We start from the raw sequence: 14995 nt of genomic DNA on the forward strand, positions 1-14995 counted from the left end.
TTGGCCGCAATGACTTTTGCATTTATTGGCATGATTTTTTGTGAGCCTGTCTTAGCCCAAACTAAAGTGGTTTATCACATTGATGATGCTCAGGCACAAGGCTTAAAAGGATTACGTAATATCCGCAATCATCTAGATACTGCACCTCAGACCAAAATTATTGTGGTGACTCATGCGGCAGGAGTGGATCTGCTGATGGAGGGCGCTAAAGATCAGAAGAATAATATTGAATATGGCCCATTAGTGTCGGCACTTAAATCCCGTGGAGTGGTATTTGAGGTCTGTGAAATTACCCTCAAGAACCGTAATCTTAATAAAAATCAATTCCTGATGGATGCTGACTTCACTCCTTCTGGAGTGGTGAAGATTGTTGATCTGCAGTATGTTGATCATTATGCCTATATAAAGCCCTAATTCTTACTGACAGACAAGTAAAATATAAGCATGAATACTGTTGATATTTCCCTTATTAGTCAGCAAGCATTATGGGCGACTTTTGTTGTGACCTTGCTGCTTGGAGCAATTATGCAGCGAACCAGCTTTTGTACTATGGGCGCAATTGCTGATCTATTTGTCATGTCGAATTTATCCAGATTGCGTCAATGGTCCTTAGCTATTGGTGTTGCTATTTTAGGTGTGATGTTGCTGTCATCTTTTGGCTTGATAGATGTTTCAAAGTCCATCTATACCTCTAGCAAGTTAATGTATCTCTCTATTCTGATCGGTAGTACTCTATTTGGATTGGGGATGGTGTTGGCCTCAGGTTGTGGGAGCAAGACGCTGGTTCGAATTGGCGGGGGCAATCTTAAATCGTTAGTGGTATTTTTGGTGCTGGCCCTTGTCGCTTATATGACCTTGCGTGGATTGTTGGCGGTGATTCGCATCAATATGCTGGACGCATTCTTTATCACGCTAAATTCAAATCAAGATCTACCAAGTATCTTGAGCGCTCAGCTTGGACAGAGCCGCTCAAGCTCTCATCTTATGCTTGGTTCAATTATCGGCGGCGCTTTTGTTCTGTTTGCACTTTTGGATAAATCATTTTGGACCGCTAAAAATCTCCTTGCTGGTTTTGGCGTTGGATTGGCGATCTGTGCTGTATGGTGGATCTCTGGCTACTTGGCATTTGTTGCGGAGGATCCCAACACCTTAGAAGAGGTGTTTCTAGCAACCAACTCAGGCAAGATGGAGAGTCTTTCATTCGTAGCTCCTTATGCTTATTCATTGGACTGGCTGATGTTCTACAGCGATACCTCTAAAGTTCTTACTATTGGTATAGTGGCAGTATTGGGTATGGTTTGTGGTTCAGCTGGCGTTGCATTGGTCACAAAAACCTTTCGCTGGGAAACGTTTTTAAACCCAGAAGATACAGCTAACCATTTGGTGGGTGGTGCCTTGATGGGTTTTGGTGGTATTACTGCTTTGGGCTGCACCATTGGGCAGGGGCTAAGCGGAATTTCAACATTGGCGCTCGGATCTTTTTTGGCCATCCCCGGATTTTTCTTGGGGGCTTATTTAGGTCTGCGTTACTTACAGGTACGCCTTGCTTCTAACCCTTGCAGTTAATTTTAGAAATTAATGGATTAAATAATGCAAATTGATTGGTTCTCGTTTACACCCATTCCCTCTTTATTAGGGGGAATGATTCTTGGGGTTGCTGCAGCTCTTTATGTATTACTTCATGGGCGCATCCTGGGAATTAGCGGCATTGTTTCTGGTTTATTGCATCCCAAATTAACGGACACCGCATGGCGTCTTAGTTTGGTTTTGGGCTTGGTATCAGCTCCATTTATTGCAGCACTATTTTTCGGAATATTCCCCGTTGTAGAGATTGAGTCTAATTGGTTTGCGATTATGATTGCAGGCCTTCTAGTTGGCTTTGGTGCGCACTACGGATCTGGCTGTACTAGCGGCCATGGAATTTGTGGCCTTTCTCGCTTATCACCACCTTCACTTGTCGCCACGCTTTTATTTATGTGCGCAGGTTTTTTGACTGTCTTTGTTCTGCGCCATTTGATCGGAGTCTAAGATGAAAAAACATTTTGGCCTTTTGAGTCAGTATGCAATTGGTGTACTTTTTGGTTGGGGTTTAATCATCTCAGGCATGAGTAATCCCCAGAAAGTATTGGGCTTTTTGGATCTAGCAGGTCTTTGGGATCCATCCTTAATGTTTGTAATGTTGGGTGCAGTAATGGTCGGGCTTGGCGGGTTTTATGTGGTCAGCAAGAGGACCGAAGCGTTTTTTGGTGGCGCCTTGCATATCCCAACCCGTAGAGATATTACGAAGCCCCTCATTATTGGCAGCCTCATTTTTGGTGCGGGCTGGGGAATTGCTGGCTTTTGCCCTGGTCCAGCCTTGGTTGCCTTGGGTGCTGGGCACCTGAAGGCCTTGGTATTTGTTGTCGCCATGCTTGTGGGTATGGAAATAAGCGAACGCTTCTTCTCGGCTCATAAAAAGGCTTCCAGCTAAGTTCGATAAGCCTGATTTAAAATCAAACCTATTACTTCATTATTCAATGTAGAGGGTTTCATGAGTCTTCCTATTTCTTGTCATAACGATCAGTTCGGGACAATTGGTCAAATTGAGCCAAGCCATTTGGCTGAAATTGCGGCACAAGGTTATAAGAGCGTGATTAATAACCGTCCTGATGGTGAGGGTGGCCCGGATCAGCCAACTAGTGCCAGCATTCAAGCTGAAGCAGAGAAGTTGGGCTTAAATTACGCCCACCTACCAGTTGTACCTAGTGCAATCAATGTTGATCAAGTAAGAGAGATGGCTCGTTTATTGAGGACCATGCCCGGACCAGTATTAGCATTTTGTCGCTCTGGTGCGCGCTCTACGAATCTGTATCAACTTGCATTGCAAGTGAAATAGTAGGTTACTGACCCGCATGCGCATCACCATCCCCGAAGACAGAAAGCTAGTTCATGAAATGATCATGCCCATTCGTTGGGGTGATATGGATGCGTATGGACATGTCAACAACACCGTGTACTTTCGGTATATGGAGCAAGCTCGCTGTGAATGGATCACATCTTTGGGTTATGACGTCGCTCCTGGTCGCGAGTCCATGTTGATGATTAATGGCTTTTGTAATTTCTTTCAACAGCTCACTTATCCAGGTGAATTAATCCTGAAGACTTCCATTGGCGCTATTGGTAGAACAAGCCTGGATCTATATACCAGTATGGCTTTAACTACAGCCCCTGAAATAGAGGCTGCTATCGGTGGTGCAACGATGGTTTGGGTAGACCTCACCACGAATAAGTCAGCGCCTTGGCCTGAGCATGTTTTGCAACAGTTGCGCTAGTCCCTCGTGCAGCCGATTAATCCTCATATCTTAAGATCTGATCAATTTTTATCTGAGCTAGATCAGTTTGATCTTGTGATTGATGTCAGGTCGCCAGCTGAATTTGCCCTTGATCATATTCCGGGTGCGGTAAATTACCCCGTTCTGAATAATGATGAGCGCGCCACCATTGGAACGCTCTATAAACAAGAGTCTCCTTTTGCAGCTAAAAAATTGGGGGCAGCTTTAGTCTCTAAGAATATTGCTGCGCACTTAGAAAATCATTTTCTGGAACTCCCACGTGAGTGGCGCCCATTAATTTATTGCTGGCGCGGTGGTGAACGTAGTGGGGCGTTTACCCATATTCTCAACCGGATTGGCTGGAAAGCCAAGCAACTCGAGGGCGGGTACCAGGGCTTCAGAAGAACCGTGATTGATGGTCTTGATCACGCTGCAACCCAATTTACATTCCAGGTGATTTGTGGAATGACGGGTAGCGGCAAAACAAAAGTGTTGCAAGAGATCGGTGCCCTAGGTGCTCAGATTCTGGATCTAGAAGGCTTGGCCGTGCACCGTGGATCCGTACTGGGTAATGAGCCTAATATCGAGCAGCCATCCCAAAAAGGCTTTGAGACTGCGCTCTGGAATGCGTTTCGTTTGCTCGATTCAGCTAAGCCTGTATTTGTGGAGTCTGAAAGCAAGAAGGTCGGCGGATTGCATGTACCTGATGCTTTGATGGAAAAAATTCGCAATGGTAGCTGTATTGAGCTTCGATCCAGTGCACAGACTCGCGTCTCTTGGTTGATTCGTGAATATCACCACTTCTTAACCGATACCGATAATTTCAAACAGAAACTGGCTTTGCTTACTGCGCATTATGGGAAAGTACAGATCACCAAATGGAATGAAGCCATTGATGCGGGTAATTTTCCGGAGTTAGTGGAAGAGTTATTGGTAAAGCACTACGACCCTTCATATCAATCTTCGATCGTACGCAATTTTCCTCAATACAAGATTGAAAATTTTGTACAGCTGGAAAATGACGGTGACGAAGCCTTTTCCAAAGCAGCAAAAGCTATCCTTGCTAATTAAGATAAGAGTAATTTAGAGAAGTTTACTTACAAATTGTTCCAGTTGAGCAGGTGGAAGCGCGCCGCTAACTCGATTAACTTCGGCCCCATTCTTAAAGCTCGCTAGCGTTGGTATTGATCGAATGGAAAATTCTTGCCCGATGCCAGGGTTGGCTTCAGTATCTAGCTTAATATGAAGAACCTGTTCTCCATGCTTTGCCGCACTTGCCTGATAGGTAGGCGCGAACATTCTGCAAGGGCCACACCATGGAGCCCAAAAATCAACAATGACAGGTATCTTGCTTTGATTCAGGATTTCATTAAAGCTTGCTTGATCTGCATCAATAGGCCCAAGCAATAGGCTGGCTTTGCATACCCCGCAGATGGGGTTTTCGTTAACGCGATTTAGAGGTAAGCGGTTGAATTTATGGCAATTAGGGCACTTGATAAGCATATTTTTAACTTTCATAAAGTTAAATTACAGTTTGGAAAAATAACTCGCATTACCGATTCATACATTATATAATAAAATATAATGAAAAAGTAATACTCAAAAGGAAAAAATGAAAACTGCCCATGATCTCGTTGCAGCAGCCAAATCTTCTATTAAAGAAGTTTCGTTAGAAGAGGCCTCACAGGCCATTCAAGAAGCGGATATATTATTGGATGTCCGCGAGGCTGATGAATACGCCAATGGCCATATTCCAGGTGCGACCCATATTTCTCGAGGCCTACTTGAATTTAAGCTAAGCAATGATCCTAATCTGAGTGCCAGGGACCTCAAAATAGTTTTGTATTGCAAAAATGGTGGCAGAGCTGCGTTAGCCTCAAAATCACTTCACGACATGGGATATAGGCAAGTTCAATCCATTTCGGGCGGATTTGACGCATGGGCAGAAGCTGGCAATCCGATTGCTAAGCCTGAGTCAATCAGATTTGAGTAATTAATTTCAAAAAATTATCATTCTTTATAGGAGTTCCTCATGAGCGGCAGTCCATCCGTAAGACTCAAGCAGCAGGCTGACTATCAGTTTGCAATTTATTACAACGAAGAAAAAGCTCCCATCATGGGGGATGAGCCGCCTCCTTTGGGTAAATCGGAGGGTGCAACCCCATCGCAATTGCTCATTGCTGCGGTAGCTAACTGCCTTTCGGATTCCTTGCTCTTTGCTTTAAGAAAATTTAAACAAAGTCCAGAGCCAATTGAAACTTTAGCTACCTGTGATATGGGGCGTAACGCACAGAGTCGTCTGCGCATACTATCCATTAAGGTTGAAATCCATATTGGAGTACCTGGAGAATCATTAGAGAATTTAGATCGGGTCTTGGCTCAATTTCAAGAATTCTGCACGGTTTCATCAAGCGTTAGCGCAGGCATTCCGGTAAATGTGTTGGTGATTGATAGTTTAAATAAGCAGTTATATCCCACGATATAGGCAATGTTTTTTTGATTTCAATCAAATAATCATTTTTCAAAAGACCTATAGTTAATCAACTGGAGGGAAAAAATGAAAATGCTTGTTGAGCTATTTGGATCGTTTGCTGGTCAGCTAAGTTTGGCTGTTATTCTATTTATGATTGGCATGGTAATTTTCTTCGTCCGCCTATTTATCAAGAAGAGCGCTGTAGGCGGTGAGTAATGGTTGCTCGCTTCATTTGCCAATAAACAAAAAGCCCTGGAAGATTGCTCCAGGGCTTTTGTGTTTGTAGCTGTCTACATTTAGCTAAAAGCTTGAATACCCGTTTGCGCACGACCTAGAATCAAGGCGTGAATATCGTGAGTACCTTCATAGGTATTGACTACCTCAAGGTTCAGCATGTGACGCACAACACCATACTCATCGGAGATACCGTTGCCACCATGCATATCGCGTGCCATACGCGCGATATCCAAAGACTTGCCGCAAGAGTTGCGTTTCATGATGGAGGTGATTTCTGGAGCTGCAATACCTTCGTCTTTCATACGACCTAAACGTAGACAGCCCTGGAGCCCCAGAGTAATTTCGGTTTGCATATCTGCCAATTTTTTCTGAATCAATTGATTGGCTGCAAGTGGCTTACCAAACTGTTTGCGGTCCATGGTGTACTGGCGAGCAGCATACCAACACCATTCAGCGGCGCCTAGTGCACCCCAAGCAATGCCGTAGCGTGCTGAGTTCAAGCAGGTGAAGGGGCCTTTGAGGCCTTCAATTTCGGGAAATTCATTTTCTGCCGGTACAAATACTTCGTCCATGACGATTTCGCCAGTGATGGAGGCACGTAGACCCATCTTGCCACTAATTTTCGGGGCGCCTAAGCCCTTCATGCCTTTTTCTAGGATGTAACCGCGAATGATGCCTTCATCATTTTTCGCCCACACTACAAATACATCGGCAATCGGAGAGTTGGAGATCCACATCTTCGAACCTGTTAATGAAAATCCGCCAGGCACTTTCTTGGCACGGGTAATCATGCCGCCTGCATCAGAGCCATAGTTTGGCTCCGTTAAACCAAAGCAACCAATCCATTCGCCGCTCGCTAATTTAGGGAGGTACTTTTGTTTTTGCGCTTCGCTACCAAATTCATTGATAGGAACCATGACTAGAGATGACTGCACGCTCATCATAGAGCGATAGCCAGAATCCACGCGCTCAATCTCGCGCGCAATTAAGCCGTAAGAGACATAGTTCAAGTTAGCCCCACCGTACTGCTCAGGAATCGTGATGCCTAAGAGACCAAGCTCACCCATTTCGCGGAAGATGGCTGGGTCGGTTGTTTCGTTGCGATAAGCATCGTGAATGCGGGGCATCAGGCGCCCTTGAGCGTATTCAGCAGCTGCATCACGAATCATGCGCTCCTCTTCGGTTAGCTGGGTATCCAGAAGAAGGGGGTCCGCCCAGTTAAAGCTGGCCTTACTTTTACTCATTGCTTTGGCATCCTATATTTCATTTTGTCTTGATTTTTAACTGCTTCCTGCGAATTTTCAGGAATGCAGATATTCTTATTTCTATTATCCATTTTTCTGGACTTATGGACTCGCCTAAACCTCGCCACCGCTATTACGACCTGATTTTGGCTGCCTTTGTGGTGGTCTTGCTTTGCTCGAACTTCATTGGGGCCGGTAAAGCAGCCGTGGTTGATTTACCTTACTTCGGGTCGGTACCATTTGGCGCGGGCATTTTGTTCTTCCCTATTTCCTATTTCTTCGGCGATATTTTGACTGAGGTCTATGGCTATGCCTATGACCGTAGAGCGGTTTGGACTGGATTTGCTGCGCTTGCATTTGCGGCAATCATGGCGCAGATAGTGATTGCTTTGCCGGTGGCGCCAGGCGCTTATATGTCTAATTATCAGCAGGGGCTAGAGACTGTCTTTGGAAACTCATGGCGTATCGCCTTAGCTTCCATGCTCTCCTTTTGGTGCGGCAGTCTGGTGAATAGCTATGTTCTGGCGAAGATGAAAATCATGACCCAAGGGCGCTTTCTCTGGATGCGCACTATTGGCTCGACAGCGGTAGGGGAGTTAGTCGACTCTTCTTTCTTCTATATGTTGGCGTTCTATGGCATTTGGCCAACCCATGAAGTCATTCAGGTAGCGCTTGCCCAATATGTCCTCAAGACTACTTGGGAGGTTCTGGCAACCCCCATGACCTATTGGGTTGTGAACTTCCTCAAGCGCAAGGAAAACGAGGATTTTTACGATATTCGTACGAATTTCACCCCATTTAGGGTCAAAGTCTAAGCAAGACTAAGGGCTTCCTGCCAACAAAGACCTCTAAGCCGTTAAAATAACGGTCTTTGCCCCCAATTCGGGGGTAACTATCCAATTGAATTTCAGAAAGCTAGAAAACATCCGTGCTGTCAGCATCTAATATCACCATGCAGTTTGGGGCAAAGCCTCTATTTGAAAACATTTCCGTGAAGTTTGGCGGCGGTAATCGCTATGGCCTGATTGGCGCAAATGGTTGCGGTAAATCCACCTTCATGAAAATTTTAGGTGGCGAGCTAGAGCCAACGAGCGGTAATGTGAGCTTGGATCCTGGTATTCGTTTGGGTAAGTTGCGTCAAGATCAATTTGCTTACGAGGATGTGCGCGTACTCGACGTCGTGATGATGGGTCACGAAGAGATGTGGAAGGCTGCAGCTGAACGCGATGCTATCTACGCCAATCCAGATGCTACTGATGAAGATTACATGAAGGCTGCTGAGCTTGAGGGTAAGTACGCCGAATACGGTGGCTACACCGCAGAAGCAAAAGCGGGTGAGTTGTTGTTAGGTATTGGCATTCCTATTGACCAACACAATGGTCCGATGAGCAACGTTGCACCAGGTTGGAAGCTGCGTGTATTGCTAGCGCAAGCATTGTTCTCCGATCCAGATGTATTACTGCTCGATGAGCCAACGAATAACTTGGATATTCACTCCATTCATTGGCTTGAAGACATCCTCAATCAAATTAAGAGCACCATCGTCATCATTTCCCATGACCGTCACTTCCTCAATGAAGTCTGTACGCATATGGCCGATATGGACTATGGAACCCTAAAGGTTTATCCAGGCAACTACGACTCTTACATGCTGGCTTCTGTTCAGGCAAGAACACAGCAGCTCAGCAATAACGTGAAAGCCAAAGAAAAAATTGCTGAATTAGCAGCTTTCGTGGCTCGCTTCTCTGCAAATGCTTCTAAAGCTCGTCAAGCGACTTCACGTCAGAGGCAGCTGGAGAAGATTGAGATTGTTGAGGTAAAGCCTTCTTCACGTCAGAACCCATTTATTCGTTTTGATACTGAGAAAAAATTACACAATATGGCAGTAGAGTGCAACGCACTGACAAAAGCCTTTGACAGAACCATTTTCAAAAACTTCAAGCTTGGCGTTCGCGCTGGCGAAAAGATTGCCATCATCGGTCAAAACGGCGCTGGTAAGACAACATTACTAAAAACCATTCTGAGCAAGCGCTTTGACGGCATTGCTGCGGATAGTGGTGATGTGAAGTGGGCTGAGAATGCTAACGTCGGTGTAATGCCTCAAGACAACACCGAGATGTTTGCTAAAGATGAGTTGCTCATGGACTGGATGAATTGGTGGCGTAATACTGGTGACGATGACCAAGTCATCCGTGGCACATTAGGCCGCCTTTTATTCTCTGGTGACGATATTGGCAAGTCTGTCAAAGTTCTATCTGGTGGTGAAAAGGGTCGCATGATCTGGGGCAAACTCATGCTCCAAAAATACAACGTCCTGGCAATGGATGAGCCAACCAACCACATGGATATGGAATCGATTGAGAGTTTACAAATCGCTCTTGAGAAATTCGATGGGACTTTGATTTTCGTATCCCATGACCGCGAGTTCGTATCCGCATTAGCTAATCGCATCTTGGAAGTAAAGATGGATGGCACGGTGGTAGATTACTCTGGTACTTACGAAGAGTACCTACGTAGCCAAGAGTTGGCTGGTTAATTAAGGCCCAGTTGTAAAGCTGGCAATAAAAAAATAAGCCCCTAAGCGGGCTTATTTTCTTTGGCTTGTCTCTGGAAGCGGGTTGCAGTACCTTCTGCACGAATGCGTTTCCATACGGAATCTTTTTCTTCTTGAGAAAAGAATACCCAATTACTCACTTCACCTAAGGTGCGACCACAACCTTGGCAGATCTCGTCGTATAGTGTGGTGCAAACACCAATGCAAGGCGAGTCAGAGTCTGCATCCCCAGTGGATAGGGAATGGGAGCCATCTTGCACAATAGATTTGGTGTCTTCAGAATTCATGGCTGTACTTTAGACGATTTCAAAGGACTGTGCTCGGCCAGCTCATCAACATAAGCTCCGATTCCTTGGTGTTCACGATCTAGGAAGTGTTGTACGGCTTTGGCAAACTGAGGATCCGCAATGAAATGGGCGGATTGAATGGTGGTGGGCAAGAAGCCGCGCGCCATCTTGTGTTCACCTTGTGCACCACCTTCAAAGGTTTGAATCTGATTAGAGATGCAATATTGAATTGCTTGATAGTAGGCGGTTTCAAAGTGCAAGCAGGGCACGTGTTCGATTGCACCCCAATATCTGCCATAAGCCTTAGAGCTTGTGGGGTCAACAACTAGTAGCGACGCAGCGATTGGGTTGCCATTGCGCTCAGCAATGATGAGATGTAAGTTTTCAGGCAGGCGATGCGCCCATAATTTCAAGAATGTCTCATTAAGATAGGGGCTGGATCCATGCTCTAAGTAAGTGTTTTCGTAACAGCGATAAAAGAATTCCCAATCAGCATTGGTTGAAGATATTCCTGGGACATGTCTAAAAGTAATTAGCTCTCTCGATACCTGTTCTCGTTCGCGTCGAATATTCTTGCGACGCTTCATAGTGAGGGCTGCTAAAAATTGTTCGAAATTCTCAAAGCCCTGGTTATGCCAATGAAATTGCACCGAGTCTCGCAACATGAAGCCTTGGTCCTTGAGTCCCTTTGCTTCTGAGTCATGGGGAAATATGACATGTGCTGAAGATAGATTATTTTGCACAACCAAAGTCTTCAAACCTGCAATCAATTGTTTTTGCACTAAATCAGCATCTACATTTCTGGCGCTCAAAATCCTTGAGCCTTGAACTGGTGTAAACGGAATGGCGCAAAGCGCTTTCGGAAAATACTGCATACCTTGTTGCTCATAGGCCTGCGCCCAAGACCAGTCGAAGACAAATTCTCCGTAGGAGTGTTGCTTCAAATATAGGGGTATTGCGCCAATGAGCTGATCGCCATCTTTTAGAAGTAGGTGAGCCACTTGCCAACCAGTATTAGCTCCAACGCAGCCAGTTACCTCTAGCGCACTAAGAAACTCATGGCGAAGAAAGGGGCCTGCATCTGAGGGAAGAAGAGCATTCCACTCCTCTGAGGTGATATCGCTAAGGCGATCAACTATTTCTAATTGCAATGAATCGGGCTCTGCCACGATTAACGCTGAATGAGCTCTATTTTGTAACCATCGGGATCGGTAACGAATGCAATGATGGTGTCACCTCCAGCTACAGGACCAGCCTCACGGGTCACATTGCCACCGACCGCCTTGATGGCGGCACAAGCAGCATAGGCATCCGGAACCTCAATAGCAATATGTCCATAGGCCGTGCCTAGGTCATAGGATTGAACGCCATGGTTGTAAGTCAGTTCAATCTCCGACTGGCCATCACCATTCCCTTTACCGAAACCCACAAAAGCCAGTGAATATTTTTGTTCAGGACGTTCAGTCGTGCGCAGTAAATTCATGCCCAAAACTTTGGTGTAGAAATCAATCGAGCGATTTAGGTCGCCGACGCGAAGCATAGTGTGTAGGATCATCATGGGTTAAATATAACGCTATTTATTTAATCGTGTTGAGATGAAAAACCCCGGCATGAAACCGGGGTTTGTTGTATTGCATTTATTTACATGGATGCATAGTTTGGACCGCCACCGCCTTCTGGTGTAACCCAGACGATATTTTGAGTGGGATCTTTAATGTCGCAAGTTTTGCAATGCACGCAGTTTTGCGAATTGATTTGTAAACGAGGCTTGCCATCTGTCTCCACAAACTCATATACGCCAGCAGGGCAGTAACGTTGCTCTGGACCCGCATAGGTTTTGAGGTTGATATCTACCGGTACAGAATCATTCTTCAAAGTTAAATGAATCGGTTGATTCTCAGCATGATTGGTATTGGAGATAAAGACCGAGGAGAGACGATCAAACGTAATCTTGCCATCTGGTTTAGGGTAGTCAATGGGCTTGTGTTGCGCTGCGGGCTCTAGGCATTCATGGTCGGCGTGTTTTAGATGCACGGTCCATGGTATGTTGCCACCTAAAATCTTTTGTTCCAATCCCACCATCAGCGTGCCAACATAAAGGCCTTTTGACATCCATGGCTTGAAGTTGCGGGCTTGAGTGAGTTCTGTATGTAACCAACTATTTTGGAATGCCGTTGGGTATGCGGACAAAACATCCTCAGAGCGATTCTCATTGATTGCGGCAACTGCTGCTTCAGCAGCAAGCATGCCGGTCTTAATCGCCGCATGACTTCCTTTGATTCGCGATGCATTGAGAAATCCGGCATCACAACCGATGAGCGCGCCGCCAGGAAATACGGTCTTAGGAAGGCTATTTAAACCGCCGGCCGTGAGTGCGCGTGCGCCGTAAGAAATGCGTTTTCCACCTTCAAACGTTTCCCGAATCTTGGGGTGCAATTTATAGCGTTGGAATTCTTCAAAAGGAGAGAGGTAGGGATTCTTATAAGACAGGCCAACTACTAAACCAACAGCAACCCTGTTATCACCTAAGTGATAAAGGAATGAGCCACCATAGGTATCACTTTCTAGTGGCCAGCCTGCGGTGTGCACTACTAGTCCAGGCTTGCTCTTGGAGGGCTCAACCTCCCAAAGCTCTTTAATACCGATGCCATAGCTTTGTGGGTCTGCCTCTTTATCTAATGCAAACTTAGCAATCAGTTGTTTGCCAAGATGGCCGCGCGCCCCCTCAGCAAAGAGAGTGTATTTGCCACATAATTCCATACCAAGTTGGAATTGATCCGTTGGATTGCCTTCTTTATCCAAACCCATTGATCCAGTGATGACACCGCGCACTGCGCCTTTCTCGTTATAGAGAATCTCTGCCGCTGGAAAGCCGGGGAAAATTTCAACACCGAGATTCTCGGCTTGTTGTCCCAGCCAACGGGTCACGTTAGCAAGACTGACAATATAGTTGCCTTCATTCTTAAAGCAGTGCGGCAACATCCAGTTTGGAACTTGGTATGAGTTATCGCTGGTTAAGAATAGAAATTGATCTTGCGTGACTGGGGTATCAAGTGGGGCACCCAATTCTTTCCAGCCTGGGAATAATTCAGTAAGTGCTTTGGGGTCCATCACGGCACCAGAAAGTATGTGAGCGCCGATTTCAGAACCCTTTTCCAGAACGCAAACGCTGATTTCTTTTCCTGAGGAGCTGGCTAATTGTTTGGCCTTAATAGCGGCCGATAATCCTGCTGGACCACCCCCGACAATGACAAGGTCATAGTCCATCGAGTCCCTGGGACCATATTGCTCTACCAACTCTGCAGAATTCATTCAATTTCTCCGAAATTTCTTTAAAAATGGGGCATTTAAGCCCTGTTAGTTTAGTTCTAAGTGACAAAAACCGATTTAGTGCCAAGACCGCCTAGCCCCGGGCGTCTTAAGCGTTATGATTGCTTTTTTACCCATTTTGGCAATATTAGGACAAAAGTTATGAATAAAACTTACCCATCGGCAGTGGATGCCTTGCGGGATATCTTAAAAGACGGACAAAAATTAGCTGTTGGCGGTTTTGGTCTTTGTGGCATTCCTGAGGCTTTAATTCAGGCCGTAAAGGATCTGGGCGTCCAGAACCTAACCGCAATCGCTAATAACGCTGGAGTTGACGGCTTTGGTTTGGGTTTATTGCTCAATTCGCGTCAGGTAAAGAAAATGGTTGCTTCATACGTTGGCGAGAACAAAGAATTTGAACGTCAGTATTTGGCTGGTGAATTGGAGTTGGAATTTACACCGCAAGGAACTTTGGCTGAAAAATTGCGTGCTGGTGGTTGTGGTATTCCTGCTTTTTATACTAAAACTGGCGTTGGTACTTTGGTTGCCGAAGGTAAAGAAGAAAAAGAATTCGATGGCGAGAAATACATCATGGAGCGTTCAATCGTTTCAGATATCTCTTTAGTAAAAGCTTGGAAGGCAGATAAGTCTGGTAACTTAGTCTATCGCTACACGGCACGAAACTTCAATCCAGTAGTGGCTATGGCTGGCAAGATCACCGTTGCAGAAGTAGAAGAGATTGTTGAGAACGGCAAACTCCATCCTGATGAGATTCATACGCCTGGTATTTATGTCCACCGTTTGGTGCTGCATAAAACACCAGAAAAGCGCATTGAACAGCGCACTATGACTGCAACAGCGTAATTCCCAGAACAGCAATAGAACAGAATACTTAGGAAGATCGAAATGCCTTGGACTAGAGATGAGATGGCGGCGCGTGCTGCTAAAGAATTAAAAGACGGTTACTACGTAAACTTGGGCATTGGTATGCCCACTTTGGTAGCGAACCATGTGCCGAAAGATATGGAAGTATGGCTTCAGTCTGAAAATGGTTTATTGGGTATCGGACCATTTCCAACAGAAGAAACAATTGATGCAGACTTAATCAATGCCGGTAAGCAAACGATTACAACTTTGCCTGGTTCATCCATTTTTTCTTCTGCCGATTCATTTGGAATGATTCGTGGTGGAAAAATTAATATTGCGATCTTGGGTGCAATGCAAGTAAGTGAGCATGGTGACTTGGCCAACTGGATGATTCCAGGAAAAATGGTCAAGGGCATGGGCGGTGCAATGGATTTGGTTGCTGGTGTTAAACATGTGGTGGTATTGATGGAACACGTTGCCAAGAAAAAAGATGGCACTGAAGAGCTCAAAATTTTGCCTCATTGCACATTACCTTTGACAGGTGTGGGCGTTATTAGCCAGATCATTACAGATCTTTGTGTGCTTGACATCACCCCCAAGGGTTTGAAGTTAACTGAATTGGCTCCAGGCGTGACTAAGGAAGAAGTTATCGCTAAAACAGGAGCCCCTGTTGATACAACAGGTTTCTAATCAGCGTCATCAATTAATGGAAT

The 14995-nt window shown here is 45.4% G+C and carries 20 protein-coding genes; 14 read left to right on the forward strand and 6 right to left on the reverse strand.

The window, feature by feature from the left end; translation table 11 throughout:
- Positions 1-9: 9 nt before the first annotated feature.
- From ICN40_RS01035 to mnmH, 7 genes are read left to right on the forward strand one after another with little or no spacing between them, the layout of a single operon-like run.
- Positions 10-414 (forward strand): DsrE family protein, encoded by a 405-nt coding sequence (locus ICN40_RS01035; protein WP_216242010.1) that lies wholly within the window; start codon positions 10-12, stop codon positions 412-414.
- 30 nt (positions 415-444) lie between these two features.
- On the forward strand, positions 445-1566 hold the full coding sequence (locus ICN40_RS01040) for a YeeE/YedE family protein (RefSeq protein WP_216241426.1): 1122 nt from the start codon (positions 445-447) through the stop codon (positions 1564-1566).
- A 24-nt stretch (positions 1567-1590) separates the two neighbouring features.
- A complete protein-coding gene (locus tag ICN40_RS01045; RefSeq protein WP_216241428.1) occupies positions 1591-2028 on the forward strand; it encodes a YeeE/YedE family protein in 438 nt (145 codons plus the stop codon).
- 1 nt (position 2029) lies between these two features.
- Positions 2030-2470 (forward strand): DUF6691 family protein, encoded by a 441-nt coding sequence (locus tag ICN40_RS01050; RefSeq protein ID WP_216241429.1) that lies wholly within the window; start codon positions 2030-2032, stop codon positions 2468-2470.
- 60 nt (positions 2471-2530) lie between these two features.
- Entirely contained in the window at positions 2531-2875 is a 345-nt protein-coding gene (locus ICN40_RS01055; RefSeq protein ID WP_216241431.1) for a TIGR01244 family sulfur transferase, read from the forward strand.
- A 16-nt stretch (positions 2876-2891) separates the two neighbouring features.
- Positions 2892-3311 carry a thioesterase family protein gene (locus ICN40_RS01060; protein WP_216241433.1) on the forward strand — a complete coding sequence of 140 codons (420 nt, stop codon included), beginning with the start codon at positions 2892-2894 and terminating at the stop codon, positions 3309-3311.
- Between the two features lie 6 nt (positions 3312-3317).
- On the forward strand, positions 3318-4382 hold the full coding sequence (mnmH, locus tag ICN40_RS01065; protein ID WP_216241435.1) for a tRNA 2-selenouridine(34) synthase MnmH: 1065 nt from the start codon (positions 3318-3320) through the stop codon (positions 4380-4382).
- A 12-nt stretch (positions 4383-4394) separates the two neighbouring features.
- Here the strand turns inward: mnmH and trxC are convergent, their stop codons facing one another.
- Positions 4395-4829 carry a thioredoxin TrxC gene (gene trxC / locus ICN40_RS01070; RefSeq protein WP_216241437.1) on the reverse strand — a complete coding sequence of 145 codons (435 nt, stop codon included), beginning with the start codon at positions 4827-4829 and terminating at the stop codon, positions 4395-4397.
- A gap of 94 nt (positions 4830-4923) precedes the next feature.
- On the opposite strand from trxC, the gene ICN40_RS01075 reads away from it, so the two are divergent.
- From ICN40_RS01075 to ICN40_RS01085, 3 genes are all read left to right on the forward strand, one after another.
- On the forward strand, positions 4924-5304 hold the full coding sequence (locus ICN40_RS01075) for a rhodanese-like domain-containing protein (RefSeq protein ID WP_216241439.1): 381 nt from the start codon (positions 4924-4926) through the stop codon (positions 5302-5304).
- A gap of 39 nt (positions 5305-5343) precedes the next feature.
- Positions 5344-5796: an OsmC family protein gene (locus ICN40_RS01080; protein WP_216241441.1), complete on the forward strand. Its 453-nt coding sequence runs from the start codon at positions 5344-5346 to the stop codon at positions 5794-5796.
- Positions 5797-5868: 72 nt separating this feature from the next.
- Positions 5869-6000: a DUF3149 domain-containing protein gene (locus ICN40_RS01085; RefSeq protein ID WP_216241443.1), complete on the forward strand. Its 132-nt coding sequence runs from the start codon at positions 5869-5871 to the stop codon at positions 5998-6000.
- A gap of 80 nt (positions 6001-6080) precedes the next feature.
- Here ICN40_RS01085 and ICN40_RS01090 read toward each other — a convergent pair whose 3' ends face one another.
- Positions 6081-7265 (reverse strand): acyl-CoA dehydrogenase, encoded by a 1185-nt coding sequence (locus ICN40_RS01090; RefSeq protein ID WP_216241445.1) that lies wholly within the window; start codon positions 7263-7265, stop codon positions 6081-6083.
- A gap of 104 nt (positions 7266-7369) precedes the next feature.
- On the opposite strand from ICN40_RS01090, the gene ICN40_RS01095 reads away from it, so the two are divergent.
- Both ICN40_RS01095 and ICN40_RS01100 read left to right on the forward strand, forming a co-directional pair.
- On the forward strand, positions 7370-8080 hold the full coding sequence (locus ICN40_RS01095) for a queuosine precursor transporter (protein ID WP_216241449.1): 711 nt from the start codon (positions 7370-7372) through the stop codon (positions 8078-8080).
- Between the two features lie 113 nt (positions 8081-8193).
- Complete coding sequence (locus ICN40_RS01100; RefSeq protein ID WP_216241452.1) at positions 8194-9801, forward strand: ABC-F family ATPase; 1608 nt, start codon at positions 8194-8196, stop codon at positions 9799-9801.
- A gap of 41 nt (positions 9802-9842) precedes the next feature.
- Here the strand turns inward: ICN40_RS01100 and ICN40_RS01105 are convergent, their stop codons facing one another.
- The 4 genes from ICN40_RS01105 to ICN40_RS01120 form a co-directional block, all read right to left on the reverse strand.
- Positions 9843-10106, reverse strand: a complete 264-nt coding sequence (locus ICN40_RS01105; protein ID WP_215360041.1) for a DUF1289 domain-containing protein — start codon at positions 10104-10106, stop codon at positions 9843-9845.
- Positions 10103-11275, reverse strand: coding sequence for a GNAT family N-acetyltransferase (locus ICN40_RS01110; RefSeq protein WP_216241455.1), 1173 nt, complete (start codon positions 11273-11275; stop codon positions 10103-10105). The genes ICN40_RS01105 and ICN40_RS01110 overlap by 4 nt, the downstream gene beginning before the upstream one ends.
- A gap of 2 nt (positions 11276-11277) precedes the next feature.
- Positions 11278-11664 (reverse strand): lactoylglutathione lyase, encoded by a 387-nt coding sequence (gloA, locus tag ICN40_RS01115; RefSeq protein WP_216122275.1) that lies wholly within the window; start codon positions 11662-11664, stop codon positions 11278-11280.
- 83 nt (positions 11665-11747) lie between these two features.
- Entirely contained in the window at positions 11748-13418 is a 1671-nt protein-coding gene (locus ICN40_RS01120; protein WP_216241457.1) for an electron transfer flavoprotein-ubiquinone oxidoreductase, read from the reverse strand.
- Between the two features lie 159 nt (positions 13419-13577).
- Here ICN40_RS01120 and ICN40_RS01125 point away from each other — a divergent pair, with 159 nt between their 5' ends.
- Together ICN40_RS01125 and ICN40_RS01130 are read left to right on the forward strand one after the other, a co-directional pair.
- Entirely contained in the window at positions 13578-14279 is a 702-nt protein-coding gene (locus tag ICN40_RS01125) for a CoA transferase subunit A (RefSeq protein ID WP_216122271.1), read from the forward strand.
- A gap of 42 nt (positions 14280-14321) precedes the next feature.
- A complete protein-coding gene (locus ICN40_RS01130; RefSeq protein WP_215363397.1) occupies positions 14322-14972 on the forward strand; it encodes a CoA transferase subunit B in 651 nt (216 codons plus the stop codon).
- Positions 14973-14995: the final 23 nt, after the last annotated feature.

The sequence above is a fragment of the Polynucleobacter sp. Fuers-14 genome (assembly GCF_018882045.1).
Lineage (GTDB): Bacteria > Pseudomonadota > Gammaproteobacteria > Burkholderiales > Burkholderiaceae > Polynucleobacter.

Excerpts from the sequence above, each read along its gene's own strand:
- gloA (WP_216122275.1), bottom strand. The coding sequence starts at position 11,664 with ATGATGATCCTACACACTATGCTTCGCGTCGGCGACCTAAATCGCTCG.
- ICN40_RS01130 (WP_215363397.1), top strand. The coding sequence starts at position 14,322 with ATGCCTTGGACTAGAGATGAGATGGCGGCGCGTGCTGCTAAAGAATTA.
- ICN40_RS01045 (WP_216241428.1), top strand. The coding sequence starts at position 1,591 with ATGCAAATTGATTGGTTCTCGTTTACACCCATTCCCTCTTTATTAGGG.
- ICN40_RS01050 (WP_216241429.1), top strand. The coding sequence starts at position 2,030 with ATGAAAAAACATTTTGGCCTTTTGAGTCAGTATGCAATTGGTGTACTT.
- ICN40_RS01035 (WP_216242010.1), top strand. The coding sequence starts at position 10 with ATGACTTTTGCATTTATTGGCATGATTTTTTGTGAGCCTGTCTTAGCC.
- ICN40_RS01120 (WP_216241457.1), bottom strand. The coding sequence starts at position 13,418 with ATGAATTCTGCAGAGTTGGTAGAGCAATATGGTCCCAGGGACTCGATG.
- ICN40_RS01075 (WP_216241439.1), top strand. The coding sequence starts at position 4,924 with ATGAAAACTGCCCATGATCTCGTTGCAGCAGCCAAATCTTCTATTAAA.
- ICN40_RS01095 (WP_216241449.1), top strand. The coding sequence starts at position 7,370 with ATGGACTCGCCTAAACCTCGCCACCGCTATTACGACCTGATTTTGGCT.
- trxC (WP_216241437.1), bottom strand. The coding sequence starts at position 4,829 with ATGAAAGTTAAAAATATGCTTATCAAGTGCCCTAATTGCCATAAATTC.
- ICN40_RS01060 (WP_216241433.1), top strand. The coding sequence starts at position 2,892 with ATGCGCATCACCATCCCCGAAGACAGAAAGCTAGTTCATGAAATGATC.
- ICN40_RS01055 (WP_216241431.1), top strand. The coding sequence starts at position 2,531 with ATGAGTCTTCCTATTTCTTGTCATAACGATCAGTTCGGGACAATTGGT.
- ICN40_RS01085 (WP_216241443.1), top strand. The coding sequence starts at position 5,869 with ATGAAAATGCTTGTTGAGCTATTTGGATCGTTTGCTGGTCAGCTAAGT.
- ICN40_RS01040 (WP_216241426.1), top strand. The coding sequence starts at position 445 with ATGAATACTGTTGATATTTCCCTTATTAGTCAGCAAGCATTATGGGCG.
- ICN40_RS01125 (WP_216122271.1), top strand. The coding sequence starts at position 13,578 with ATGAATAAAACTTACCCATCGGCAGTGGATGCCTTGCGGGATATCTTA.
- ICN40_RS01090 (WP_216241445.1), bottom strand. The coding sequence starts at position 7,265 with ATGAGTAAAAGTAAGGCCAGCTTTAACTGGGCGGACCCCCTTCTTCTG.
- ICN40_RS01105 (WP_215360041.1), bottom strand. The coding sequence starts at position 10,106 with ATGAATTCTGAAGACACCAAATCTATTGTGCAAGATGGCTCCCATTCC.
- ICN40_RS01080 (WP_216241441.1), top strand. The coding sequence starts at position 5,344 with ATGAGCGGCAGTCCATCCGTAAGACTCAAGCAGCAGGCTGACTATCAG.